The organism is Nocardia anaemiae NBRC 100462, assembly GCF_001612725.1.
GTDB classification, from domain to species: Bacteria; Actinomycetota; Actinomycetes; order Mycobacteriales; family Mycobacteriaceae; genus Nocardia; species Nocardia anaemiae.
Genome location: NZ_BDAZ01000096.1, coordinates 1 through 25,550 on the forward strand (window position 1 = coordinate 1; position 25,550 = coordinate 25,550).

24 protein-coding genes and 1 pseudogene are annotated in these 25,550 nt (G+C 66.0%); 13 read left to right on the forward strand and 12 right to left on the reverse strand.

Annotated elements, in window-relative coordinates:
- The 4 genes from NA5_RS37455 to NA5_RS37470 form a co-directional block, all read left to right on the forward strand.
- The coding region (locus NA5_RS37455; RefSeq protein WP_062993781.1) for a type IV secretory system conjugative DNA transfer family protein at positions 1–1,900 on the forward strand (1,900 nt) is incomplete at its 5' end.
- On the forward strand, positions 1,897–2,922 hold the full coding sequence (locus NA5_RS37460; RefSeq protein WP_062993782.1) for a replication-relaxation family protein: 1,026 nt from the start codon (positions 1,897–1,899) through the stop codon (positions 2,920–2,922). The genes NA5_RS37455 and NA5_RS37460, both read left to right, overlap by 4 nt.
- A 7-nt stretch (positions 2,923–2,929) precedes the next feature.
- Positions 2,930–3,949 carry a C40 family peptidase gene (locus NA5_RS37465; RefSeq protein WP_062993783.1) on the forward strand — a complete coding sequence of 340 codons (1,020 nt, stop codon included), beginning with the start codon at positions 2,930–2,932 and terminating at the stop codon, positions 3,947–3,949.
- A 127-nt stretch (positions 3,950–4,076) separates the two neighbouring features.
- Positions 4,077–5,510 carry a cutinase family protein gene (locus NA5_RS37470; protein ID WP_062993784.1) on the forward strand — a complete coding sequence of 478 codons (1,434 nt, stop codon included), beginning with the start codon at positions 4,077–4,079 and terminating at the stop codon, positions 5,508–5,510.
- Between the two features lie 170 nt (positions 5,511–5,680).
- Here NA5_RS37470 and NA5_RS37475 read toward each other — a convergent pair whose 3' ends face one another.
- Positions 5,681–6,700: a hypothetical protein gene (locus NA5_RS37475; protein WP_157110866.1), complete on the reverse strand. Its 1,020-nt coding sequence runs from the start codon at positions 6,698–6,700 to the stop codon at positions 5,681–5,683.
- A 779-nt stretch (positions 6,701–7,479) separates the two neighbouring features.
- Here NA5_RS37475 and NA5_RS41580 point away from each other — a divergent pair.
- From NA5_RS41580 to shbA, 3 genes and pseudogenes are all read left to right on the forward strand, one after another.
- Positions 7,480–7,842, forward strand: coding sequence for a hypothetical protein (locus NA5_RS41580; RefSeq protein ID WP_169811422.1), 363 nt, complete (start codon positions 7,480–7,482; stop codon positions 7,840–7,842).
- A 29-nt stretch (positions 7,843–7,871) separates the two neighbouring features.
- Positions 7,872–8,372 (forward strand): annotated as a pseudogene (locus tag NA5_RS42730) (RNA polymerase sigma factor); the annotation flags it as partial.
- A gap of 516 nt (positions 8,373–8,888) precedes the next feature.
- Complete coding sequence (shbA, locus tag NA5_RS42735) at positions 8,889–9,521, forward strand: RNA polymerase sigma factor ShbA (RefSeq protein WP_371856495.1); 633 nt, start codon at positions 8,889–8,891, stop codon at positions 9,519–9,521.
- An 80-nt stretch (positions 9,522–9,601) separates the two neighbouring features.
- Here shbA and NA5_RS37495 read toward each other — a convergent pair whose 3' ends face one another.
- Entirely contained in the window at positions 9,602–9,823 is a 222-nt protein-coding gene (locus NA5_RS37495; RefSeq protein WP_062993788.1) for a hypothetical protein, read from the reverse strand.
- Between the two features lie 147 nt (positions 9,824–9,970).
- Here NA5_RS37495 and NA5_RS37500 point away from each other — a divergent pair, with 147 nt between their 5' ends.
- Both NA5_RS37500 and NA5_RS37505 read left to right on the forward strand, forming a co-directional pair.
- The gene (locus NA5_RS37500; protein WP_157110867.1) at positions 9,971–12,793 is read left to right on the forward strand and encodes a tetratricopeptide repeat protein; all 2,823 of its coding nucleotides are present in this window, start codon (positions 9,971–9,973) and stop codon (positions 12,791–12,793) included.
- 57 nt (positions 12,794–12,850) lie between these two features.
- Complete coding sequence (locus NA5_RS37505) at positions 12,851–13,081, forward strand: hypothetical protein (protein WP_062993790.1); 231 nt, start codon at positions 12,851–12,853, stop codon at positions 13,079–13,081.
- 52 nt (positions 13,082–13,133) lie between these two features.
- Here the strand turns inward: NA5_RS37505 and NA5_RS37510 are convergent, their stop codons facing one another.
- From NA5_RS37510 to NA5_RS41055, 5 genes are all read right to left on the reverse strand, one after another.
- Positions 13,134–13,934, reverse strand: coding sequence for a hypothetical protein (locus tag NA5_RS37510; protein WP_062993791.1), 801 nt, complete (start codon positions 13,932–13,934; stop codon positions 13,134–13,136).
- A 132-nt stretch (positions 13,935–14,066) separates the two neighbouring features.
- Entirely contained in the window at positions 14,067–15,041 is a 975-nt protein-coding gene (locus tag NA5_RS37515) for an ATP-dependent DNA ligase (protein ID WP_245672653.1), read from the reverse strand.
- Between the two features lie 62 nt (positions 15,042–15,103).
- Positions 15,104–16,021: a hypothetical protein gene (locus NA5_RS37520; protein WP_062993792.1), complete on the reverse strand. Its 918-nt coding sequence runs from the start codon at positions 16,019–16,021 to the stop codon at positions 15,104–15,106.
- Complete coding sequence (locus NA5_RS37525; protein ID WP_062993793.1) at positions 16,018–16,569, reverse strand: RNA polymerase sigma factor; 552 nt, start codon at positions 16,567–16,569, stop codon at positions 16,018–16,020. The genes NA5_RS37520 and NA5_RS37525 overlap by 4 nt, the downstream gene beginning before the upstream one ends.
- Positions 16,562–16,792: a hypothetical protein gene (locus NA5_RS41055; RefSeq protein WP_157110868.1), complete on the reverse strand. Its 231-nt coding sequence runs from the start codon at positions 16,790–16,792 to the stop codon at positions 16,562–16,564. Before NA5_RS41055 ends, NA5_RS37525 begins: the two co-directional genes overlap by 8 nt.
- A gap of 180 nt (positions 16,793–16,972) precedes the next feature.
- Between NA5_RS41055 and NA5_RS37530 the strand changes: the two genes are divergently transcribed.
- Together NA5_RS37530 and NA5_RS37535 are read left to right on the forward strand one after the other, a co-directional pair.
- Entirely contained in the window at positions 16,973–17,713 is a 741-nt protein-coding gene (locus NA5_RS37530; RefSeq protein ID WP_062993794.1) for a hypothetical protein, read from the forward strand.
- Between the two features lie 166 nt (positions 17,714–17,879).
- Positions 17,880–18,533, forward strand: coding sequence for a hypothetical protein (locus NA5_RS37535; protein WP_062993795.1), 654 nt, complete (start codon positions 17,880–17,882; stop codon positions 18,531–18,533).
- 228 nt (positions 18,534–18,761) lie between these two features.
- Here NA5_RS37535 and NA5_RS37540 read toward each other — a convergent pair whose 3' ends face one another.
- Complete coding sequence (locus tag NA5_RS37540; protein WP_062993796.1) at positions 18,762–19,082, reverse strand: replication initiation protein; 321 nt, start codon at positions 19,080–19,082, stop codon at positions 18,762–18,764.
- 601 nt (positions 19,083–19,683) lie between these two features.
- Between NA5_RS37540 and NA5_RS41705 the strand changes: the two genes are divergently transcribed.
- Positions 19,684–20,001, forward strand: a complete 318-nt coding sequence (locus NA5_RS41705) for a hypothetical protein (protein ID WP_062993797.1) — start codon at positions 19,684–19,686, stop codon at positions 19,999–20,001.
- Positions 20,002–20,033: 32 nt separating this feature from the next.
- A complete protein-coding gene (locus tag NA5_RS39965) occupies positions 20,034–20,966 on the forward strand; it encodes a pentapeptide repeat-containing protein (protein WP_174555319.1) in 933 nt (310 codons plus the stop codon).
- 348 nt (positions 20,967–21,314) lie between these two features.
- On the opposite strand, the gene NA5_RS37555 is transcribed toward NA5_RS39965, so the two are convergent.
- The 4 genes from NA5_RS37555 to NA5_RS37570 form a co-directional block, all read right to left on the reverse strand.
- The gene (locus NA5_RS37555; RefSeq protein WP_062993799.1) at positions 21,315–21,797 is read right to left on the reverse strand and encodes a hypothetical protein; all 483 of its coding nucleotides are present in this window, start codon (positions 21,795–21,797) and stop codon (positions 21,315–21,317) included.
- Between the two features lie 109 nt (positions 21,798–21,906).
- Positions 21,907–22,653, reverse strand: a complete 747-nt coding sequence (locus tag NA5_RS41060; protein WP_157110869.1) for a hypothetical protein — start codon at positions 22,651–22,653, stop codon at positions 21,907–21,909.
- A gap of 370 nt (positions 22,654–23,023) precedes the next feature.
- Positions 23,024–24,712 (reverse strand): vWA domain-containing protein, encoded by a 1,689-nt coding sequence (locus NA5_RS37565; protein WP_062993801.1) that lies wholly within the window; start codon positions 24,710–24,712, stop codon positions 23,024–23,026.
- Positions 24,713–24,753: 41 nt separating this feature from the next.
- Positions 24,754–25,550 (reverse strand): AAA family ATPase (locus NA5_RS37570; RefSeq protein ID WP_157110870.1); only part of this gene is annotated, 797 nt, incomplete at its 5' end.

Below are 25,550 nucleotides of genomic sequence, written 5' to 3' on the forward strand. Positions count from 1 at the left end.
CCACGCCACCCGCACCGCCGGGGCCGCCGGGGCGAGCACCGGGTTCGTGGCCGCGCTGCTGCACGATGTGTTGAACCTGATCACCCCAGGACCCCTCGCCCGGTCCGCGCGCACCAGCGGCGCGGCGGCGGATAAGCGAGCCGGGAACCGGCAAACCGCGATGGAATACACCGCCGCCGCACGCGCGGCAGCAACGAAAGCACGCGGCCCGCACTGGGAAACCGTCGTGCGCTACGCGGTCTCGATCCCGGTCCCCGACGATCCCGACCGGGCTGCGGTCTCCCAAGCGCGGTCGGTAGCACGAGGACGGGCGGACGCCCTCGCCACGGTGTTCGGGGCCTGCACCGACCACAACTACTACCGGCGACACCGCCGGATACGGCTCGCCCGGCTGCTGGGCGAGCGGCGGCTCGGGCGCGGGGACGTGTTGTCGGTGCCGGAGTTGGCCTCGATCGCGCACCTGCCCACCGACGACGGGCTACCCGGCCTGCAACGCGCCGGAGCCCGCGCCCTGTCCCCCGCACCCCAAATCCCCACCATTGGTCCCCACACGAAACCTCTCGGGGTCTCCGACACCGGCGGTCGCCGCCCGGTTGCGGTGAAGGTGTCTGACGCCCGCCACCACCTACACATCCTCGGCCCCACCGGCGTCGGCAAATCCACGCTGCTGGCGCGGATGATCCTCGACGACGCCGAGGCCGGGCGCGGGACGATCGTGGTCGACCCGAAAGGTGACCTCGTCACCGACATCCTCTCCCGACTGCCGTCGCGTTTCGGGGACCGGGTGGTGCTTTTCGATGCCGACTCCCCCGCCGCCCCGCCATGCGTGAACCCTCTCGACATCGGGCGGACCGGGAGCCCGGGCCTGGATTTGGCGGTGGACAACCTCGTCACCGTCTTTCACCGGATCTTCTCCCAGTGGTGGGGACCGCGCACCGACGACATCATGCGCGCGAGCCTGCTCACCCTGTGCGCCCAACCCGGCACTCCCACCCTCGCCGACCTACCCCGCCTGCTCACCGAACCCGCCTTCCGCCACCGCGTCACCCGCACCACCCCTGACCCGGTGCTGCGCGGATTCTGGGATAGCTACGAACAACTCAGCGACACCGGCCGCGCCCAACTCACCGGCCCTCTGCTCAACAAACTGCGCGCGTTCCTCTTGAGGCCGTTCGTGCGCGCCGCCATCGCGGGCGGACCCTCCACCGTCGAATTCGCCGACATCCTCGACCACGGCGGAATCTGCCTGGCGCGGTTGCCGAAAGGATCGCTCGGGGAAGAGACCAGCCGCCTGGTCGGCTCGCTACTGGTCGCACGCACCTGGCAGGCCGTCACCGCCCGCGCGCGGCGACCTGCCACCGATCGCCCCGATGCCGCACTCGTCTTGGACGAGGCACAGAACTTCCTGAACCTGTCCACCCCGGTCGAGGACATGCTCGCCGAGGCCCGCGGCCTGCACCTGTCACTGTCCCTGGCCCACCAGAACCTCGGCCAACTCACCCGGGAACTGCGCGACGGCATCTCCACCAACGCCCGCAACAAGATCATCTTCGCCGTCTCGCCCGACGACGCGCGTGATCTGGCCCGCCACACCGACCCGTGGCTGTCCGAGCACGACCTGACCCATCTCGACGCCTTCCACGCCGCCGCCCGCCTACTGGTCGACGGACAAAACGCGCGCCCGTTCACCCTCACCACCCGACCGCTGGATCCCCCGGTTCCCGGTCGCGCCCGCGAGATCGCCGCCGCCGCCCGCGCCCGCCTCAGCACACCACCCGACAACGCGCCCGGCGGCAAACCCGCCGTCCCGAGCGGCGCAACACCAGCCGCGCGCGACCCCCGGCGGCCGCAGACCACCGCCGGGTCGAGGTCGTCGGAGAAAGGTTCCTCGCACCGATGATCGCCCACCCCGATCGGCAATCCGATCTGCGCGCGCCGCGTCCAGCCCGGCCCCGCGCGAGCGACACCGTCGCGCTCGTGGCGCGGCTGACCGAGCGTGACCGCTGGATCCTGCGGATGCTGCACGAGCACCGCGTCCTGACCACCAACCACCTCGCCGAATTGGCGTTCCCCACCCCCAAACTCGCCCTGCGTCGCTTGGCGATCCTGCACGAGCACCGCGTCATCGACCGGTTCCGGCCCCTGCGTACCCGAGGCAGCGCCCCGTCGCACTGGGTCCTGGCCCCGGCCGGAGCCGCCGTGCTCGCCGCCGAAGCCGGGACCAGCGTGCGCGAGCTGGGCTACAACCACCAACAGGCTCTCGCTATCGCCCACAGCCTGCACCTGACCCACACCCTCGGGGTCAGCGACTGGTTCACCGCCCTCACCAGCCATTACCGCCACCACATCAGCGACGATGACGGCGCGCGAGTCAGGGGTTGGTGGTCACAGACCCGCTGCCAGCGATTATGGGGAGACCTCGCGCGCCCTGATGCCTTCGGCCGCTACACCCACCCCCGCTCGGGCACGGTGCTGGACTTCTTCCTCGAATACGACCTCGCCACCACGTCCCTGCCGCGCGTGGCCACCAAACTCAGCGGCTACAGCGAACTGGCCCGCACCACCGGCCTCATCACCCCCGTCCTGTTCTGGGTACCGACCACCACGCGAGAGATCAACGCGCGCGAGCGTGTGCGCCGCACGTGGGAGCAGCTGCCCGACCCCGAGGCGGTGCCGGTCGCCACCGCCGCGGCCGAACTCCTTGCCCCTCTTTCCGATCCGAGCCCCGCCGACCGGGTATGGCTCCCCCTCGACACCTCCGGCGCGACCCGCCTACGCCTGTGGGAGCTGGCCTCCGTATGGCCACGCCGCACCCCACCCGACCCCGAGATCGACACCGAGGACAGCATGGCCACTCTCGGCGGTCAGGTCATGCTCGCGCCACCACCGCCGCTTCGCTCGCCCACACTCGAATACCGGTGAAACCCCGATGCTGGTCAAAGCCCTCGGCGCGGGCTGCGCCGCGGTCGTGTTCTGCGTCGTCGTCATCGCCGCCGTGGTCACCACCGTCATCGTCTACCAGCAGCCACTACCCACTCCCAGCTCCAGTTCGTCGGCTGGGGCGGGCAGCACCCCGAGTCCCCAAGCGCGAGAAGACATCCCGACGGAACTGCTGGTGCTCTACCAGAACGCCGCCGGTGATTGTCCCGGTCTGGACTGGTCGGTGCTCGCCGCGATCGGCAAGATCGAAACCGACCACGGCCGCTCACCCCTGCCGGGCGTGCATTCCGGGGAGAACTCGGCCGGGGCCGGAGGCCTCATGCAGTTCCTGGAACCGACCTTCAATGCTGTGGTGGCCCGGCATCGACTCCCCGAGGGTGGGGCGAGCCCGCCCTCGCGCTACAACCCCAGCGACGCCATCCACGCCGCCGCCCACTACCTGTGCGACTCCGGTGCGCCCGCTGATCTGCGTGCGGCGATCTTCGCCTACAACCACGCCGACTGGTATGTGGACCAGGTCCACGACCAGGCCGCCCGCTACCGCGCCACCACCGGCTCTGGCGGCGGTGACTGCCACACCATCCAAGCGGCGAGTCCGGCTGCCGCCCAAGCGATCTCCTTCGCCTGTACTCAGCTCGGGGTTCCCTACCTGTGGGGTGGCAACGGCCCCGAGATCAACGGCGGCTGGGACTGTTCCGGGCTCACCCAAGCCGCCTACCGGACCTCCGGAATCACCCTGCCCCGCACCACCTACGACCAAATCCACACCGGAGTCCGCATCCCCGAAAACCAGCTCACGCCAGGCGATCTCGTGTTCTACGGCACCACCGACAACAACGTCCACCACGTCGGCCTCTACCTGGGAGCCGGGCGGATGGTGCATGCGCCGGATGTGGGACAGCCCGTCCAAGTCAGTGACTACCGCTGGCGCGGAGACGACTATTACGCCGCTACTCGCCCCGCCGCCATTCCCCCTGCGGCACAGCGCGATTCCCGCGTCCCACCGTAGCTCAACCCCGAGGGGTCGCTGTTCCACGACTACCGAACCCTACGCCCGGCTCTGCGAAAAAGTCTCGGCGACCGCGAATTCCGGACATCGAGGCACCCATCTCGAACCCGACAGGAGACCCACCACCATGCACACCCACCACCGGCTCGCCCACACCCGCCGCTCCGTTCGTGCGCTGCTGTGTGCCACCGTCACCGCCACGACCGTCGTCGGGGCCGGTGTCGCCGCCGCAGACCCGACACCAGCCCCCGCCGCCGCGAACTGCCCACGCTGGACCGCGCTGCTGGTACCGGGCACATCCGAGACCACCCCGACCGCCGACCCGACGCGGCCGGTGGGGATGCTGGCCCCCATCGCCGAAGGACTCACCGCCCGCTACGGCAGCGACATCAACGTGCGCACTCTCGCCTACACCGCCGATGCCGCCCCCTACGCCCCCTCGCAATCCCAAGGCGCACAAGCACTCACCGCCACCCTGGCCCGATTGTGCTCGGGCACGCGCGTGGTGCTCGCCGGCTACTCCCAAGGCGCCGATATCGTCGGTGATCTCGCCACCGCGATCGGGAACAACCGAGGTCCGATACCCGCCTCCCGAGCCGTCGCGGTCGGACTCGTCTCCGATCCGCGCCGCGACCCCACCACCGCCCAGCTCGGCAATCCTGTGTCCGGCCAGGGCATCGCCGGTCCCCGCTTCCAGGGCTTCGGTGATCTCACCGACCGTGTCCACACTCTCTGCGCCGAGGGTGACCTCTACTGCTCGACCTCACCCCAGGCATCACCGGCCCTCACCGCGGTAGGCCGCGCCGTGACCTCCACCTCGGTCCCGGACTCGACGTCGGCAACGGTGCCCAGCACGGGCACGACGGCACCGGCAATGAGCCCGGACTCGACCGCGGGACTGGATCCCTCGAAGGTGCTCGCGCAGGCGGTCACCGTGCTGGGTGGGCTTTCCGGGATCGCCGCGAACGTGCCCGCCATCATCAATGACCTCGCCCAGCTACCCGCTCTCATCGCCACCGGCGATATCCCCGGCCTGCACCGGGTCGCCGGGGACCTCAACAACCAGTTCACCCCCCTCGTTCGCATGGTCGCCGGAATCGACCTGCATCTCGTGGCTCGCGCGCTGACGTTGGCCGCGCCGCTGGACACCTCCGGCTGGGTCGCAGTGGCCTCTCAGATCGTCGGTGTCCTCGCGGATCTCGAGATCGCGCGGATCGCCACCGACATCGGGCAAGCACAGGAAATCGCCTGGAACGCCCTACAGAAACTCGCCGCCGGTGACCCCCTCGCCGCCCTGCTCACGCTGTCAGGAGTCGTCCCCGTCGCCACCGACATCCTCGAGGCCACCGCCTCCGCGTTCACCGGAACCCAGTTCGGCTCGCTCGCCCAGACCTACACCGCCACAACCAGTCCCGCTACCAGCACCGCGCTGGGCGATCTGGCCCGCCAGGGCAGCGACGCGGCCCGATTCGCCGCCACCGGGGTTCACTCCAACGGCTACGCCACCGCCATCACCGAGCTGCTGGACTGGCTCGAACACGCCATCGACCACACGAAATAGGCAGAATCGCCGCCGATGCGGCATCCACCACTTGCGCTACGGTCGAATCCGCAACGAGCGCGACCTGACCCGCGTGACAGGCTGTTTCAAAACGAGCGACAAGAGTGAGACACCCTCCCGCGCGGTGAGCCCCGTTGCACGCCGCCCGTGTAACCCGTGCCGCCAAGCCGCTACGGTTGGTCTTCGGTCTGCCCGTCGGCAACCAGCGCGTCCACAAGTGCGGCGGCAGCAGAGCGCAGCGACTCGGTCTCGCTGTGCTCTGCCAATGCGAACAGATACGTAAAGAAGGCTTCGGCAATGAGCTCGTGTTTGCCGTTCTCGGTCGCTGTGGTTCGCGAGATCGCTTCTCCGCCCAGTGTGAGGAGCCTGTCCAGGATCGTGTCCAACGCTGTCTCCGGCGAGGCTTTGATCGCCTCCCGCACCGCGCGGTCGAGGAAGGCTCGGACGACTGACATTTCGACGGTTGACGTGGCGAACCGTTGTCTCGACCACAGACCCGCCGCGGTGTGCTCGGTCTGTCCGGGAAGGTACGGCGCGAGGTAGCCGCGTTTGCGTGCCTCGCTCAACCAGCGACTTGCGGTGACGGGCGAGACATCCCACTGTTTTGCAATCGCTTGGCGCGGCGCGCGACCGGATGCTTCTGCCTCGACATAGAACCAGGCCACCTGCAGGTAGTGCTCTGCGTGCCACGACCGCCCTGCCTTGGGCATTTGGGTCCGGGCATCGCCGAGCAACCGTGATACACGCTTCGACCAGTCGGTGCGTAGCGCGCATTTGATGCGGTCGAAGATCAGGCGGAGTTGTACGCGGCGCAGACCGGTCTGGGTGATCGGCATCGGCTTGGCCGGATCGCGCTGCGCCACGAGCAATTTCGTAATCATCGCTTTGTCATCCACGAGGCGACCTTCGACCGTGTACACCCACGGCCCCGGCACATCGTCGTAGTTGACCACGACTCGATGGCTCCCGTCGGCGTCGGCGATAACCCGGCCTCCGGTTCCGGGGCCACCGAACGGCGGAACGCTGAGCATGGCCAGGGCCACGTCGTCGTCGGAAATGATAACCCCCTGCCATATTGATATAGCCTCGATCGTAGACGACGACCCGATGCGCGAAAGAGGCTGGATGTCAGCGGACGGCCATGGCGCCGTACCGATCTGGCAAACACCGAGATTGAAAGGCGTCGTCAAGTGGCACCTAGCACCGCGAACCGTTCCGGTTCGCATCCCGATCCCGAACGCCTGCCGCTGCGTTGGTTCGTGATCCTCGCCGCAGGAGGCGCAAGCGGTACAGCCGTCGGGGTGATTACCGACGTGGGCCTGGGAGTTGGGACCTCGCTCGCGGTGATCGGGCTGCTTCACTCGATCCTCGGCCGGTAGCCGCCGATGGCGCCGAAGAAGCGAATTCCGACACCATCGTGAGCGGCATGTAATTCCCCTTGACTACTGTGAGGCAAGCCACATCCGATCGGTTCTAACCGCCGATAACCAGTGCTTTAGCGGTCGGTTTTCTGGTGAGCGCTGTGCCGCCAAGCCGCTGGCTTTCATCTTTGCGACCAGTGACCCGATGGACATCGGCATGTTCCGCCCTACACACCTGCTCACCTTGAGGCGAGGGTGAAAGCGCTTGGACTGCAAAGCGATAGCCCGCCGCCACGAATCTCTGGCAGGAGCACGAACGGCGGGCCACGCAACAGATACGGAGCACCCGCATCTACCCCGTAGATCGGAGCAAACCCTCGATTGTCGACCCGAGTGTGATGTATGTCACATAACTCTAATTAACATGTACGTAACACTCGCTGGGCGACACGGGTGGCAACTGGGCGCTTGCTTCGCTGTTAGTCGGCCTGGTCGGGAGGAAGATCTCGCATCGAGATCACCAACAGTTCGACCGGAATTCTCAACCTTGGCAGGAGCACTGGGGCCCGGCGGACAAACAACAGAAAACAACAGAAAACGGAGCACCCGTGACCAGTGTCGATTTTCCGTTCGCCCCTGGGAGGAACGCGAATGTTCCTCCGCTGCGTCGAACGTTCACCCGCCAGTTCTGGCCCGCCGGAGGCCTTTTGGTCGCCTGGGGTACCGAGCAGGTATCACGCAACCCGGTAGTGGACCACGTCGCGCACTTCGGTGCGTGGCCGTTCGCTGTGTGGCTCACAGGGGAGTTGGCCTACGCGACGTGGACCACCGCTCAGGCAGCATGGCAGCGCGGGTGGGACCAACTCACCCAGCCTCGCGAAGTCCACTACGTCTATCCGACGGTGGTGGTCTACCCCGAACCGGACGCACCGGCGGAGAACACGAAAGACGACCCGGAGTGGCGCCCCTAATCGGGCCGGTGGAACAGCCCCGTTCGCGGATGCCTGCCGCGCAGGCATCCGCGAACAGTGGTGTCGATCATGATGAGTTCGAACAGTTCTACCGTCGCTACGCCTCCCCGCTCTACCTATTCGCCCTGAGGTTCGGGAACCAGCGCGAGGAGGCCGGCGAGATCGTCCAAGACGTCATGATCGCTGCTTTCCAGCAATGGCCCGAGGTGCAACGGCATGAAGACCCCAAGCGGTGGATTTTCATGGTCGCCAAACGCAGGATCATCGATCGTTATCGCCAAACGAATCGAACGATCCCCTTCGCACACGAGACGCTTCGCGAGCACATGGACGCGACCACCTTGCCCAACGGCTTGGACGTGGTCGTCGCCAACGATCTGGTGCGCCGGACAATGCAGAGGCTCCCCCGCGGTCAACGGCAGGTCCTCACTCTCTCGATGGAGGGCTACACGATTGCCGAGATCGCGTCCAAGCTCGGCACCACCCGCGCTGCTGTGAGCCGACGGCTCTACCGGGCCCGCCAGAACGCCCGCGACGAAGTGGAGGTGCTCAACGCCGAAGCCACCGAGGACTCGAGAAGCGACCCGGTCGACCTCCCGGATGCCGAAACCGCCTACCTCAGTGCCGAATTACTCGCGTCTCTCGCTAAGATGATGACCCACAACTTCACCGACCTGGAGCGCCGGATTGCGTTCATGGCCTGGGAGTGGGGTTGGAGCTCCGCCGAAATCGCGGACGAGCTTCACACGACAATCCACGTAGTCGACTCCCACAAGGCCAGAGCACGCCGCAAGATCGGGAAGTGGGTAAAGCAGTCCGGCGCGGCAATCGCGGTGGTCGACGGACCGGGCAGTGGCCAGCCGCCGCTGCAGATGCCTCAGGAACGTCTCGACCCCAAAAACGCCCCTGTCGAACGCTCAAAAACCACTTCGCCTGGTCCAGACGCGGAGCCGAAGCTGGCCGACGTCGTGACCGAGTGGCTGACCGAGCAGGTATCCACCTCCGGCCACAACGAACAACAGGCAGCCAGTCGGTCTCGGGTCGACCTGAAAGGTTCGCCAGCCAGCAGCACAGGCGCGGAGCTGGAGGCGGCGGTCGCGGCCGCCTCGGGCGGTGACAGATCCGCTCTCGCGCAGGTAATCGAACTCATCCGGCCCCTGGTGGTGGGGTACTGCCGCGCGCGGATCGGCACCACAGGTCGCGGACAGCTCTCCGCAGACGACGTTGCGCAGGAGGTCTGCCTGGCCGTACTGACGGCACTTCCTCGCTACCGAGACCAGGGCCGGCCGTTCATGGCGTATGTCTACGGCATCGCATCGCACAAAGTCGCCGAGGCGCACCGCGCGGCCGCCGCCAGACAACGAGACGACCTCGCAGCACAGCCCGCCGAACAGGTTGCCAGGCAAACACTCTCAGACCCCGCGGCCATGGACGAGCTGCTGACTCCTCTACCCGAAAAGGATCGGCAGATCCTCATCCTGCGACTCGTGATGGGGCTTTCCGCCGAGGAAACCGCGATGGCTATCGGCAGCACCGTAGGCGTGGTACGCGTGGCCCAGCACCGGTCACTCGCACGCCTGAAATCGCAAGTAGCGCAGGCGTCGGAGCCCACCGATTCCGACCACGTCATACGAGCCAGAGAATCTGGAGCCCGGCAGGAAGCGGGCCCGCAGCTGTAGCAACAGCGGGAAACCCCCCGATACGCCTGCGAGATCTCAGACACTGAAGGGCCGCCGATGCCGATGCCGATGCTCAGGGGTCACCAGAGCCATGCGATGAGGCGAGCGCCGAGTTCCTGTAGGGCGCCGCTGGCGAGCCAGACGCCAGCGGTGGCGGAGGCAGTGAGCAAGGGGGTGCGCGCGTGGCGCCAGTATCGGGTGACCCGCTGCGGCTCGGCGGGATTGGTGCCGTCATGCTGCTGGTGAGGGGTGGTGCCGGTCATGGTGGTCTCGCTTCCGGTCCGTGTGGGTGCTTCGACCATGAAGCGGTGCGGGTTCGAGGCCGTACAACGTGCCGATGCGGCTATGGTGGGTGAAATCGCATGTGAGGACCGGTTTCTCGTAGCTGTCGAGTCGGGTCGAGTCGGGTACGAGTCGCGGGAGGAGACGCCGAGGTGGGTGGGCAGTCGATGTCCGAGGGTAGGGCGGCGCGTGCGCGGTTCGTTGTTGAGCTGGCGACATTGCGTCGGCAGTCGAATCTGAGCGCGAACGACATCTCGACTTGGATCAGCCACCGATATCGCCGCTCCGTTCCTCCCGCGACGATCAGCGACTGGTTCAAGCCCGACCCGCGGATCCCCCGCGGGGACGAGAAGTTCGTGCTCGTGTTGGAGTGCCTGCACACCGCGGCGTCGCTGCCGTGGCCGGGGACCACGCAGGCACACTGGAAGAAACTACGCGCCGCCGCCTACGCCGACCCCCGACCTCCGACACCCGCTGACCAGTACGAGAGCAGGCCCGAACCGACTACGTCGACGCCGATGAGCAGGCTGATGGTGGTGGGCCGGATTCCGCGGCGGGCACCGTTTTTCGTCGACCGTGCTCAGGTGTGGGAGCTGCAGGAGATGTTGCGGCGGTCCGCCGTGGCGGCGGTGGTGACCGGGATGCGGGGGGCGGGTAAGACCCAGGTCGCCGCCGCGTACGCCCGTGAGGTGATCGCCGCGAGCGAATCCGGGCTGGTGGGATGGGTCAACGCCGAAACCGCCGATACCCTGCTCGCTGGCCTGGGCGAAGTCGCCGCCCGGATGGGGGTCGCCGACCCCGAGGGCGACTCCGCTAAATCCGCTCACAGGTTGCGGGATCACCTCTCCGAACGACGTGAGCCTGCGTTGCTGGTGCTGGACAACGCCACCGATCCCGACCTCGTCGATACCCTGCTGCCGACTGGTGGGATGACGCGGGTGGTGGTGACCAGCACCGATCGGGCGTTCACTCAGTTCGGTGAATTCGTCGACGCGGGACTAGGATTCGCCCGGGCAGAGTCGGTCCAGTATCTGGGCGAGGCGACCGAACTCGACGACCCAGACGGCGCTGACCAGGTGGCAGCCGATCTGGGGGATTTGCCGCTGGCGCTATCGGCTGCGGCCGCCACCATCACCGGTCGTCGCCTGAACTACCTCCGCTACCGACAATTGCTGGCGGCGCAACCTTTGCCCGCGGTACTGCCGCGACGTAGAGGAAGTGATCATCCACTTGCGGTGGATCAGGCGTTGCTGCTCGCGGTCCAAACTGTCGAAACCCCCACCGACGACCCCGAACTCGACATGGCGGTGCGATGGCTGTTGGGGGTGATGGCGATGCTGGCCCCCGACGGCGTCATCCACACAATGCTGCCCGACGACGACGGCCGCCTGGGAGCGGCGTTGCAGCGATGCGTGGAGGGATCGCTGCTGTCGTGGTCGGTGAACGGTGATGTGGTGGTGATGCACCGGCTGCTGAGCCGGGTTATCCGCGAACGCGCCGACACCACCGAGACCCTCGGTCAGCTCGCTGCCGACGCCGCCGCGGTGATCACACCACTGCTGTTCGATGAGTCCGAGGCATTTCGGCGGCGCGAGGAAGGCTCACGCCTGGTCGACCACATCGAAGCCCTTTGGAAAGCGGTCAACCACATCTCCGACTTCGATGCCCTGACCACCTCGTTGGCAGCACGCCGATGGGCCACTCAGCAACTCATCGAATCCGCCGAACTCGCCCGCGCCATCAACCTGGCCCGTCGCACCGTTGCCGCCCACGAACAAATTCTCGGCAACCATCACCCCGACACCCTCACCGCACGCCACAGTCTCGCCTACGCATACCACTGGGCGGAGCGACTGCAAGAAGCGACCACTCTGCACGAACAGGTCCTCGCCAGCCGCGTGTGGGTACTGGGCGATGACCACCCTGACACCCTGACCGCACGCCACAACCTCGCCAACACCTACGAATCGGCGGGACGACTGACCGAGGCGATCACCCTCTATGAGCTGACCCTCGCCGACCGCGAACGGATTCTCGATCCCGACCACCCGGACACCCTGTACTCTCGCAACAACCTCGCCAATGCGTACAGATCAGCCGGACGACTATCCGAGGCAATCGCCCTATACGAGCGCAACCTCGCCGACCGTGAACGGGTCCTGGGCCCCGACCAGCTCGACACCCTGACCGCGCGCCACAACCTCGCCAACGCCTACAAGTCCACGGGACGACTGACCGAGGCAATCACCCTCCACGAACAGGTCCTCGCCGACCGCGAGCGGGTCCTCGGCCCCGACCACCCCCACGCCCAGTACTCCCGCGGCAACCTCGCCCACGCCTACATATCGGCAGGACGAGTGTCTGAAGCGATCGCACTGTGCGAACGCAATCTCGCCGACCGTGAACATCTTCTCGATCCCGATCATCCAGACACCCTGCGCTCCCGCGACCACCTCGCCACCGCTTACAGGGCCGGGGGACGACTATCCGAGGCGATTACCCTCCACGGACAGGTCCTCGCCGACCGCGAGCGGGTCCTCGGCCTCGACCACCCCGACACCCTGATCTCCCGCAACAACCTCGCCCTTACCTACACGTCGGCGGGACGACTGTCCGACGCGATCACCGCCTACGAGCTGAACCACACCAACAGTGAACGGGTCTTGGGCAGCGATCATCCCGAAACCCTGACCGCACGCCACAATCTCGCCAATGCGTACAGATCAGCCGGACGACTGTCCGAGGCGATCGCCCTATACGAGCGCAACCTCGCCGACCGCGAGCGGGTCCTGGGCGATGACCATCCATATACCCTGACCACCCGCCACTACCTCGCCAGCGCCTACGAGTCCGCAGGACGGGTGGCTGAGGCTATCGCGCTGTATGAACAGAACCTCACAGCGGCCGAACAGGCACTCGACTCAGACCACCCGCACATCTCGATCTACCGTGGCCATCTTTCGCGGCTTCGGGAAGAGACAACGCCGTAAGGACATCGAAGGCGCCCCAGCTCATGGCGATGCCGCCGCGACCGCGATGCTCTCGGTGTGCTGCTCGACGCCCCGCACACCATGATCTCGGTTGTGAACCGCGCCACCGCCGCCGCCGATCTCGGCGCGCTGCTACGCCGACGCGGCTACCAAGACGACGCGGACGCGCTGATCAGCGCTGCTCACGCTGTCACCGAGGCCACCGCCCGTGCGTGGTACGTGCTTACTGATCGCGCCGAACTGCTGGCGAAGGGAGTGTCCGAGGTACTGTTCGACAGCCTGCCGTAGACGCTGGCAGCGAATCGCCTGTGCCCCAGTGGTTTTCGCTCGACTTTCCCAGTTACTGGTGCGGAGAAGCTGAGCGCTGCTCGTAGAGCCTGAAGGCCACATCACTGGCGAGGGTGGCAGAGTCTATGGCCTGTGCGATGTCGACGGGATCTGACGTAACCCGCTGGTAGAGAACGCTCGGGCTGCTCGCCACGATCTCAGGATGTTTCAGCTGTTGCGGCCAGCCGAGGCCGTGGGCATAACCCGAGTGGATGCGCCACAGCAGCTTGAGGGCGTGCGCAGGACCGCTATCTTCAGGATCAATGTATTCCGCTGCCTTGCTGATGATTTCGCTGTCGTTGGGCTTTCTGCCGTCGAATCCTTGAACCTGTTCGATCTTGCTCACCTGAGTGTCGACGTATGTCCGGATTGCTGCGGCGTTCTCCGGGGTCAGGAGTGCAGCCATCGCCCCTCCTTCGATATCGGTCACCAAGGCCCGCAACTGACGGAAGTCCTCATGGGCAATCGACAATGCACGCTTCTGACGTTCCGGACGTGGCGTCGGGCTCAACACCCAGATCGTGCATGAGGCTGCGAACAGCGCAGCCCGCGCCAAAGTGAATTGCGCGACGGGCCTGGTGTGTTCCAACACCGACTCGAACAACGCGCTGAGGTGATCGGTCGCTGACACGAGCCCCTGGAGCGCTACCTTGCTCGTCGGCCATTCTGGATAGAGCCTGTCATCACCAGCCAGTGCACTGCCTTCGGCCGGCGGACGTGGCGCTCCCAACCACTCAAGTCTTTGACTCGTTCTCTCACGGTCGCGTCTGATCCGTTCCGCCCGCTCGGTCCCGACCGCATCCAGGAAATTCATGCGCTGACCGTACGGCGAATGAGCCAGCGCTTGAGCGCTTTTCGTCTGACACAAAGAAACATGTCGAGCTGATCCCCGACTGAAAAACCGCAGCTAATGCGCACACAGCTGCCCCGGGCAGAGACACAGCGACTACTCCGGCCAGCCCACCTCGCCGACGGCACGCTCGGAGCGGATACCTCGGAAGCTGGGGTGGCGGACGATGCCCTCGGCGGTCAACTCCCGATATTCCACGTCGGCGACCAATACCGGCTCGACCCAGCGCGCCGCCCCCGCGACCTCAGGCGGTGCCGGTTCGGTGAGCACGCTGGTGTCACGGGCGAGCTGGTCGAGGACAGCGCGCAGGGCCCCGCGGGCGGCCATTGTGAATCCCGTTCCGACGCAACCTATACACCGCAGCCGACCCTGAGCGTCGTGCGCAGCCAGCACGAGCGAGCCGAACGTCGCCGAGTTGACTCCGCTTCCGGGCATCCAACCGACCACGACGGCATCGGTGGTGCGCCGCAACGGGGTCTTGATCCACCGCGGCGAGCGCCGACCCGGCTCGTACACCGAGTCGAGGCGCTTGCTGACAATGCCCTCCATCCCGGCCTCCGCAGCCGCCTGCAGCAGCCGATCAGCAGCGACATCAGCGAGGCGCCAGAACGGCGGCACCCGGATCAACCCGCCAGCCAAGGCGAGTTCGTCGAGTAGTTCCCGTCGGGCCAGATAGCGCTGATCCATCACCATTTCGTCGTCGAGGCCCAGGACATCGAACACGATGTATTCCACCCGCACCGCCCCGATCAACGCCGCTGTCGGCCGACCGACGTGCATACGACGTTGCAACCTGCCGAAGACCGGGGTGCCGCTGCCCGGATCCGGGGCGATCAGCTCCCCATCAACAACAAGACCCCGACCGTCTGCGGCACTCAGCAGCGCGGCCGACACCTCGGGGTAGGCGGTGGTGATATCGCGTTTGTTGCGACTCCAGAACCGGCAGACCCCGCCCTGACACCGCGAAACCGCCCGCACCCCATCCCACTTCAACTCCGCAGCCCAGCCCCCGGGCGGCGTCGGCGGCCGCCCGGCACTGGCCAGCATCGGTGCCGGCACCAGCAGCACCACACCGTGAGCTTATCGCCAGCAAATACCGACCGGTTTTGATGGCATCCTGGCCTGCAGTCAGCTCACACGAGGCTGGTGCGTGCGTTGCCTTGGCGGACTTCGAACACGCCATTGCCAATAGGAACTGAGTCTCGGTCGATCTCTTCCAGCCACTCCGGAGGCCATTTGGTCTTGACCGACCAGCGGACTCCGTCGAGGTCGTCTTTTTCCAGACCAGCTTCGCGCAGGTCCTCTCCGACGAAGTCATTCACGGCATGGACGGTGTCAGCCAAAGCTGACGCCACCTCGCACATGTTGTTGATAGCAGCTCGATAGGGGACGCCACGGCTAGTTCCGCGGTGTACGACCGCGTTTCGCCACTCCGCAGCAATCCTCGCGATCCTTTGCACTTGCGCGATTCGGTGGCCCCAAAGCTGCAAGAGAACATCTTTCGAGGGGTGGTCCATGTGGATGTGGCCACGTATATAGTACGCCCCCTCCTCCAAGCCGCGTTCAACCGCCGCACTCAGGTAGTCGAACCGCTCCTGGTGCGCCAGGATCCAGTGCGACCAGTCGGGAAATAAAGGCGAAACGGGTTTCTCCGGAGTGTCGTCGTCATAGTCACTTGCCAGCGCCCACGCGATCTCATAAGCGAGTTCAAGCCCGTTCCGCAACATCTTGGTCCGGAGTGCCCACCGGTCGTTGATGGAAAGCTCTTTGATAGCCGTGACATCGTCGTCAAATCTCCCAACGTCGTAGGTGCGTTTGATGTCTTGCCGGGCTGGAGGGACAGGCACGGACTCGGGCACAATGGCGGCGAGCCCGGCGTCAAGGTCAAGAACTTCACTCAAATCATCAGCGATAGCCTCGCGCTGAGCCGCGATCAGGACCTCCCTCAGGCCTGCTTCGAGATCGAGGCTGGTGGCAAGGTCAGCATCCAGAGCGTCACGCTGCACGAGTAGCCACTGCTCGACTGCGGTCTCGTCGATGTGCTTGGTCATTGTTCCTCACTCGAGTTCAGCTGAATCGCGATGCTGCGACGGGCCTTTCGTAGGCTGGAGCGGGCGGCTTCGGGGGTGATCTGGAGCATCTGGGCGATCTCGGTCGGTGTGTACTCGGCGAGGGTCCACTCCAGGACCTGGCGTTGGCGTCGAGGCAACGTGTCGAGGATGCGTAAGATGTCGTGGCGCAGCTCGAGGGCCGCGAGGTCGATGTCGTCGGGTAGCAGTGCCGATCGTTCCGAAGTATCGGTGATGCGGTCGGTCTCGATGCTGGCGAATCTGCGCACGAGCTCGCGACCGGCGACCTTGCGGGCCCATGCTTCGGGTTGTTGGATGTCTGACCAACTGCGCCAGGCTTTGGTCATTGTGTCTTGGGCGATTTCGGCGGCATCTGCCCATTCGGCGCCCTGCCAACGTAGGAACCGAACCAAGACCGGGGTGAACTGGCGGTAGAAGTCGCTGAAGGCGGCGAGCTCGGTTGCCTTGTAGCCGCGGAGAACGCTGGAGGTGACTGGCTGCGTCTCCCCGACCGGTTGATCGTCAGTCATCGGTTTCTTTCGAGGTTGAGCCTATGGTGAGGCGAGTTCGCCTGCCATTGCCGTGAAGATCGTCAATTCGGCTGCCGCGCGGTAGAGAATGTGCCAGGGCGACGATGTACCGCCGGTGCACGCGCTGCTGCTTCGTCTGCCACCGTAGGCGAATCCATAAGCCACCAAAGGCGATCCCATGGATGCCCAGCGCTGTGATCACAGCGGCGACGATCGGAGTCATGAGCTTCTTCCTCATCTCGGGAGTAATGCGCGGTCTACTAGGTAGAGGCGCCAGAACCCCTGAGCGTGAACTCACCACACCAACGACATCCCCGGTATGCCGAAACTGCTTGCCCCGGCGCCGGTTTGGAACCACTTCATCTGCCACCCACGTCGCTTCGCAAGGTTTTAGGATCGGCGGATGACGCCGTGCGACCCGGTCGACTGGACCTGTTTCAGCATCCACACCGAGATCTCGGGCCCGGTCGTCGGTGATTACCGGGATCCAGGGATGCTGCCCTGGTCAGGGCACGCCATTTACACCGTGACCGGCGGCAGTGGCACCGATCCACAGCACAGCGACCAGGCTTTGGGGCTGTCGGTTTCCCGCACCGACGACGAGGGAGAGCCGCGGTCGGAGTGGACGGTCCTGACAATGCATGGGCTGATCGTCGACCCGTTCATCGTTGAGGACAGCATCCTGCGCCTGCTCGACGAACTGTCTGCAGATTACGACCATTTCCGAGTGCTCTTCGACGGCAATGACTTCCACCCGGAATTGATGGACATGATCGACGGCGGATTGGGCAGCAGAGCCGTGCTGATCGATCGGGCCCGCGTGGCACCGGCCTGGCGCGGCATGGGTGGTGTAGGACGTCTCCTGATCAGCCGCATCCTCCGACTCTTCGCCGACACCGCCGGAGTCGTCGCAACGAATCCGTTCCCGATCGACTTGTTCGCCGAGTGGGACACCCGAACCGGTTTGGTCAAGCATCCGAGGTTCGGCGACGAACTGGCGAAAGTGCAGCGCACCTGGGGTTCGCTCGGGTTCCAGCCTTACAAGGACCCCATCTGGGTGATGGACCCCGCCATGTCCACGCATTCCCGTGCGGTGGCCGAGTTAGAGAAGCAGCTCGCGGCAGAACCTGCCCGAAGTCAGTAGAACGGCGCAAATCTACTTTCTCGAGGAGTGAACGGCATGAACACGGACCTGAACAGCGCGGTTCGCTGACTGGAGTGTCACCGAGAGGCTGTCGAGGACACGTATCGCCCCACGGGACAGCGGTTTTCAGGCGCAGAAGTGTGCTCACGTAGATACCGTCATCGGCATGGCCCCAGATTTCGATGATCTCGAGTTCGCGCGCCAGGAGCTACGCATCGCGGTCGCGGAGTTGGCTGAGAGCGCGATGTCGCCGGAACTGAGAGTGCAGTTAGGGCTGCTGGCGGCGCAGATTGCCCTCGCCGATCACCTCCCCGCCGCCCTGCCTCTTGAAAATTACTCTGCTGCTTCTGATTCCGGCGACTCACCGCCGGATCCGGAGGCCATCGCTGATGGCATCGAATGGACCACAGCGCTGGCGGAGAAGATACTGCGAACCTCGACACCTGGCGGCTTTCGGCTGGTGCAGGCCCTGGTTGCTGAAGGCGGATCCGCCAGCGTCGACAAGCTCGTCGACCTGACCGGCGACGCCGTACTCCAGTCGGCCACACAATCTCTCAACATGGCGGCCCGGCGCGTAGGCATCGTTCACCATCTTCCGGATCGGCGACTGATCCAGGCCTACCGCTATCCGAATCGATCACGTCCAAGGTGTGTGCCTACACACTTCCAGCCGAATCGGTGCCGGCGTTTTCCGCAGCGGTCAGCCTCTTGGACGAACTACACCGCCGAATCCACGAGACCGGTCTGCAGACCGAATAGTCTCGATGTCAGCGCACACGACGTCCATCAGGTGTTCTCCAAGGCGTTTGCGCTCCGTTGAAAGGCGCGTATGCCCTTGTAGGGGACGTGGGTGAAGCTGGGCTTCAGGACGACGCCAGGCGGGAGAGCCCTCGACCCGTGCGTCCCGGTAGACGACGAGTACTTCCTTCAGGGTGGCGCTCGACGTCCCTCTTGAACTGCAGCCGTCCCTGTTTGGTGTCCTTGAGGGTGGATCCGAACTGGAAGCGCAGCGCCTCCCACGGGATGACAGTCTGTCGTTGCAGGTAGCTCATGCGGAGGGTGAGCCAGGCGTAAATGTCCAGGCGCATGGGGATCGGCGTAGGGCGCGCAGCGCGCCGAGGTCCACCGGGACCGGTCGGGTGGTGACTTCGTCGAAGAATTCGCCGGTGAGCCGCACGGTGGAGGGAAGCAGAGTGGGTTGGTCGCCTTTGGCCCACCACAGGTCGAGTCCGTCCGGGTGCCGCTCGTTGCTGACTATGAGATCGATCTCTGAGGAGTGGTAGTAATCCAGCGCGTTCCTCTTCGTGTTGCATCCGGGTACCGATAGGAATATTCGCTCGACCGCATCTTCGCACGCACGTCCGCGCATGTGAGAGGGGTTACTGAGGTAGTCCGCCCGATTCAGGTGTCGTCTGATCGCGGCGCTCAGGTCGGCCACGGCAGCCCCCGTCCGCGGACCAGGTGGTCAGTGAGAAAAGGGCGGCAAGGCCAATTCAGTGGATTATCGATCGAAAATTCGGAAATTCGCACCAGTGCACGGAATTGATGCTGTATTCGGTGGAGGGTTCCGTTTTTTGGGGCAGCCTCGGTCAAGAGGTTCCTCTAAGAGGGGCGTTTATTCCATCGTTTTAGGCGTCCCATTCACCCTCCATATTGTCGCATTGCATACCCGCCGGTACGCTTTACATAGCCAGCGAATACAAGTTCAACAGTATGCACGATGCTACGGCGCGTCAGCAATAGGTCCGGTCCACTCGTACACCATGCGCACGGCCTGAAAGAACCTCGGCATATCGGCACTTCCGGGTGTTGCCCCAGTCACGCCCGCCGCGTCTGCGAACGCCCTCGTGTCAGTGCCTGTAGATCGACGGCCGCTTCGAAGTTTGAGTCCCCGAGTTGGGACCATCTGCGACGGAGGACTATCGCCCAAACCCGCGCTGAAAAACGTTGGGGCATCTACCGTGTGGAGGATGTGGCAGTACGCCTTGTGGGGGATCGCTGGCGCGGCGGCGAATTGCGGTATCGCCTATCTGGAGGACAGCACTCGGGTCAAAGGCTGGCCCTGGCTCAAAAGCAACGGTGGCCCTGGTGGGAGCGTGTACCTGAGCTGGCTGGCGGTCAACCTGGGGGTTGCTGGTCTGACGACATGGGCTATCGCGTACGGCGACATCATCAGTACCAACGCTGCCGCATTCGGGGCAGGGGTCGCAGCGCCTGTACTGGTCAAGAAACTGGCCTCCTACAGCGAATCCTCGCTCTCGTCGAAGAATTCCGGGGGTGGGCAATGACTGAGCTGTCATACGCGCGTCGACTGTTGTCGATGCTCGCCGGAACCTGGCCCTCCTTCCAGCCAGCACCGACGCCGACGGTTGTGACGGATTCGCTGGGGCGGCGACTGTTGTCGATGCTCGCCGGAACCTGGCCCGCCTTCCAGCCGCGGGCCGATCAATACCATCAGCCAGGGCAGACCGAAACACGCTCAGCTGTGGTTAGGAAGAGCCCGGAGGAGCGGCGCGGCGTCATGGTCCGCGCGTCCCTTCGCAGCGCGGATCTGCGCGGCGCGAACCTGACCGATGCGTATCTGACCGGCGCGAACCTGGCCGGCAAGGACCTCACCGACGCGAACCTGACCGGCGCGAACCTGATCCGCACCGACCTGCGCGCCGCGAACCTGGGCGGAGCGACGCTGATCCGTGCGAACCTGACTGGCGCGGACCTGACCGGCACGGACCTGACCGACGCGGAGTTGTCCGTCGCGGACTTGTCCCTCGCGATCCTGCACGAAGCGAACCTGACCGATGCGAACCTGACCGATGCAAATCTGACCCGCGCGGACCTGACCGACGCAAACCTGACCCGCACGAACCTGACCGACGCGGACCTGACCGACGCCGACCTTTCCGGCGCGATTCTGCACGAAGCGCACTTGGCCGACGCGGACTTGAGTTTGGCGAGCCTGACCGGCGCGAACCTGACCGAGGCGAATCTGGCCCGCGCGAATCTGGCACGGGCGGACCTGAGTTTCGCGGACTTGACCGACGCGGGCTTGAGTTTCGCGAACCTGACCGGCGCGAACCTGACCGAGGCGACGCTGCCGCGGATGGACTCGATCACTTCCCTGATGTGGTCGAGCGAGACTCGTTGGGGTCGGCGGGATATCGAGGAGATTCGGGCCCGCTCGGTCGAGCGGAGCGAGCGGGTCTACATCTTGAATCCCCCCGGCCTGCAGGCCGATGTTTTCCTCGATCACTGACAATCACGCCCAGAAGCATGAGCACCTTGACGTGCCGAGCTGCGTGTGCTCAGACCTCGAGCGCGAAACCACCGGGTCAGGATCGCACCTGAATCGACAGGATCGGGTTGCGCACAGCCTCAAACGCTACCGGCGGTGTCCGACATTGCACCAGGCTTGGCTCGCACGACCGACGAATCATCGGTTTCAGTCCTCGCGCACGGCATCCGACGTGGTCGATCAAAATTAGGCGACCCGAGTAGTTTTAGTCGTAAAGGGACACAACGGCATTCGACAAGCGGCCGGTGGGGCCGAGCAGTTCTTCTACTCAGCCCCACCAGCCGTTTCGTGGTGCGAGCGGCTAGTAGTTCAGCGGGTTGCGGCAGGGTGTGGCTGTGCGTGCGGGGCCGGGTCGTAATCGACGCTCAGCCGCCACGTCGGTAACAAAGTCATCAGCTCGACCATGTCGTCATCGACTACCTCACCGCCACTGTCGATCTCACCGTCACCGTCACTGTCGATGTCAACGTCGGGGGCGGGGGTGGCATAGGCCGTGACGATCGCGCGGCACGCGCTGTCGGGGTCGGGGTAGGTGATGCCGGTCAGCGGCCCGCTGGTGATCCGCACTGCGGCGGTGACGGGGTTGTATTCGGCTCCGATGCGCTTCTGGTCGTAGTAGGTGAACATCGGAAGCCACTGCGACGCAGCGGGTTCGGTGGGAGTGGTGAGTTGGTGGGTGGCCTCGGCGGTGACCGCCAGCCACATCTCGAGGCTGTCGGGGGCGTGTGGGGAGGAGGCGAACACGCGATGCAGGGCCGTCGCGACGACGGCGGGGAGGGAGATGTCGTTCATGACCGGGTAGGGCCTTTCAGGAAATTTGACGAACGAGTCGGACGAGAAGCCGGGTGCGGTGCCCGGGTCCCCCGGGCTGGTCCTAGGGCCCGGGCCGCGCAGGCGGCGGTCAGGCGTCGGCGAGGGCGAATTTCTTGGGAGCCGCGCAGGTTTGGCGGGCGATGCCGCCGGTGGTGAGTTTGACCAGCGCGTTGTGTACCGCGCCGCTGGACTTGTCGAGGGCTTTGCCGACCTGGTGCGGGGTGTAGTCCTGGCCCGGGTGATCGCGCAGGAAGTCCTCGACCTGTCCCCGCAACGCCCCCGGGGCCAGCCGTTCGGTCGGCTCGGGCTGCGCCGCTGCCGCATCAGGGGCCGGGGCATCGGGTGCCGGTGCGGCGGGTTCGTCGCCCGTGGGCGCGGCTACAGCCGTGTCCGGCTGCCCGGTGTCGGCGGGTGCGCTGGGGTCCGGTTCCGTCCCGTCAACGCTGGCGGGTTGGGTCGGCTCAGCGGCAACCGTTTCGGGCGCAACCGTTTCGGGCGCGGCCGGTTCGTGGGTGGTGGCCTGTTCGGCAGTGGTCCAAGTCTTGGCCGCACGGGGGGATTCGGGGTCGCGGTGGGAGCGGGCGACCCCGGCGGTTTCCCAGGCCGTCAGGATGCGCCGCGCGGTGGAACCGGCGACCCCGGCCGCACCCGCCAACTCATCGATAGTGAATCCGGGATAGTTGCCCAGCGCCGCCCACACCGCTTTTTCGGTGTCGGTGCGCGGCACGGGCACACCCGCGCCCTGTTCGCCGACAGGGGCTGCCGGGGCGGGGTCGGCAGTCGGGTCAGGGGTCGGCTGCTTGCTGGCGGGGTTCTTCTTCTTGCGTGTGGACATGACAGGTCCCTCCGTGAATTCGGGATTTCGTGTGGGTGTTCGGTCATGTCCCGGCCGGGACGGAAACCACACCGGATCGGGGGAAATCCCCCGGGGGTTCGGCATTGTTCCCGCCCCTATGGACGCTCGATACCCGTGCCGATGTCAAGCGGGTCGTCAAAAGAAAATCCGCGCCCCGAATTCCTCTCGTCGGTTTCCGGAATTCCCTCAGTCCGAGATGAATTCGACAATTCCGCGCTCCCGACCGTGAGTCGGATGTACTCGCCAGGGCCGCCCGGAACGAGGCCATCACCGCGCGGGCGCGCGGTGGTGGCAGTGGAGGCGAGCCGGGGCGGGCGGGGGGTGGGCCTGCCCGCACCCGGTGAGGGTGTTATGCGGTGCGTACTGCGGTGGTGGCGGCGCGGGCGATGGCTTGAGCGGTGGTGGCGGGGTTGGTGATGGTGTGGACGGTGGCCCCGGTGAGGGGTTCGGTGTAGAGGGTGTTGGGTTCGAGCCACAGCACCGCGCACCCGCTGGCGCGCAGCCGATCGAGGCGTTGTTGGGCGATGCGGCGGGGTTCGGCGTTGAAGTTGCCGTCGGAGATGATCACCAGCAGGCGGGTGTTCTCGCGGCGCGAGAGCCCGAGCGCGCCGTCGAGTGCGTCGATGGCCTCATCGATGGCCTCGTAGTTGTCGCTGGATTTGAATTCGGTGACCTTCGCCGGTGCGGTGCCGGGGTAGGTGACAGGTCGCACTCGCGCGCCGAAGGTGAGGGTGGCGGTATCGGCGGGCATGCTCGCGAGCTGCGCGGCCTGGGCGATGATCCAGGCGGCGGAGGCGACCGGTTTGGCGTAGGCGGTCATCGATCCGGATATGTCGCAGGCGATTCCGACTCGCAGCGGCGGCACGGGCACGGTTTTACGTACGGTGCGGGTGAACATCTCGGCGGTGGGAATGGCACCGGCGGCGCGCTGCGCCTCACGCGCGAGCGCCCCGCGCATCCGCACCCGACCGGGCGGCAGTACCGAACCGGTTTTGACCACGGCACGCTCGCGGCGGCTCGCGGTGCTCAATGCACGCGCCAGCACCCGCGCGGCGGCCCGTTCACTGTCGAATGGGGTGCGGGTGTTGCGGTGGGTGCGGGTCTGGGTCCGGTTGCCGAACACTTTCTCCGCTGTGCTCGCGGCCTCGATCTCGCGGGCGAGTTCGGCGGCAGCGGCAGCGGCGGCGGCCTCGGCAGGATCGAGCGGGACCGGTGTCGCGGCCACGGCTTTCGTGACATTGGCGATCGTCGCACCGATTGCTGCGGCCAGTATCGAGGTCGGGTCGGGGTCGGCGTGCGGGTCGGGGCCGACGAGGTCGAGCCAGCGCTGCCCGAGTTCGAGCATGCCGGTGGCGTCGTCGTCGGCGAGAGTGTGCGCGTGGCACCAGATGGCGCGCAGGGCAGCGAGTTTCGTAGCACCGAGGATGGTTTCGATCGCGGTGGCGGTGGGCGCGGTCTCGGCGTGTTCGAGGATGCCTCCGTCCACGCGCCCCAGAATCAGGGCGGCCGACTGCGCGGCGGTGTATTCGGTGGCGGGCACCGCCGCCATCGCGGCGGGGCCGCCAGTATCGCCGATGACGATCTCGGTGGCCGAGGCGCGCAGCCAGTGGCGGTCGTCGGGGCGGCGGCGAACCTGCGCGGCCTCGATGCGCGATTCTTCCAGCAGCATCGCCGCCTCGACCACCGCCGGATTCGCGAGTGTCGGTGGCTCCCATACCGAATGGCAGGCATGGGCGCATTCGTGGACGAACGCACCCCACACCGCCGCGTAACGGGCGCGGTCGCTGTTGCGGTCCGGGCGCGCGCTGTCCGGGTCGATCTTGAGGTGGGTGCCGTCGAGTTCGATGGCGGCACGGTGGGGCATGAACACTGCCGGGTGCCCGTGGGCTGCGCCCGGGGCGATGGTGACCACGAGGTCGTCGCGGTCGGCGATCGGGGGTGCCTCCTCGGTCAGGGCGGCGGACAGGGCAGCCCATCCGGTGGTGGCGGGCGGTGCGGCGGGTGTGGTGGCAGGGTCGGCGATCACGTGAGCGGTCACGGCGGGGTGTTCCTTTCCGAAACAGGCAGGGCGGTAGCGGGTCAGAGGCGGGTGCCCAGGGACAGGGGCGCGAGTTCGGTGCCGAACACGGTTTTGACGACCTCGGCGACGATGGCGCGGTCCTCCTCCGGCGCGGTACCGATGAGGTTGGCGGCAGCGGTCAGTTCGCTGGTGGCGGTGGCGATCTTCTGAAAGGCCAACAGTTCCCGCAGTTGCGGTGCCCACCCGATCTCACCTTTGGTCTGGCGGGTGGCCAGATTGCGGGCCACCCGAACCGCTTTCGGATTCACCCCGAGCCCGGTGGCGAGGTCGTAGTCGCTCGAGACCTGCACCTGGAACGCGAAACGGCTCGCCAGGGCATCGGAGAGGATCGCACCGTGCACGCCAGGGTTGTGGCCCGCGCAGATGTAGAACCCGGGCTCGGCTTTAATGACCTCGCCACCGTTGGCTTTGATCACGATCTCGCGACGGCCGTCCATCGCCGGATACACACACGACAGCACGGTCGGGGCGATGAGGGTCGCGTCGTCGACGAACAGCACCCGGCCCTCACGCATCGCCCTCACCAGCGGCCCGTGCACGAACACGAAAGTGCCGTCCGGGGCCTGGGTGTACTCGCCCACGAAATCAGCGACGGTGGTGTCGCCATCGCCCTGCACGGTCAGCAGGTCACCGAAGGCGGCCTCGATCAGCGAGGTCTTGCCCGTTCCGGGTGGCCCGTACAGCAGCACCGGGACCTCACCCGCGCGCATGGTGCGCAGCACATCCACATCGGTGCTGCCCGCGAGCTTGCGCGGGTGATACATCTGCCCGTTCGGACGCGCCACCGGCCCGCTCG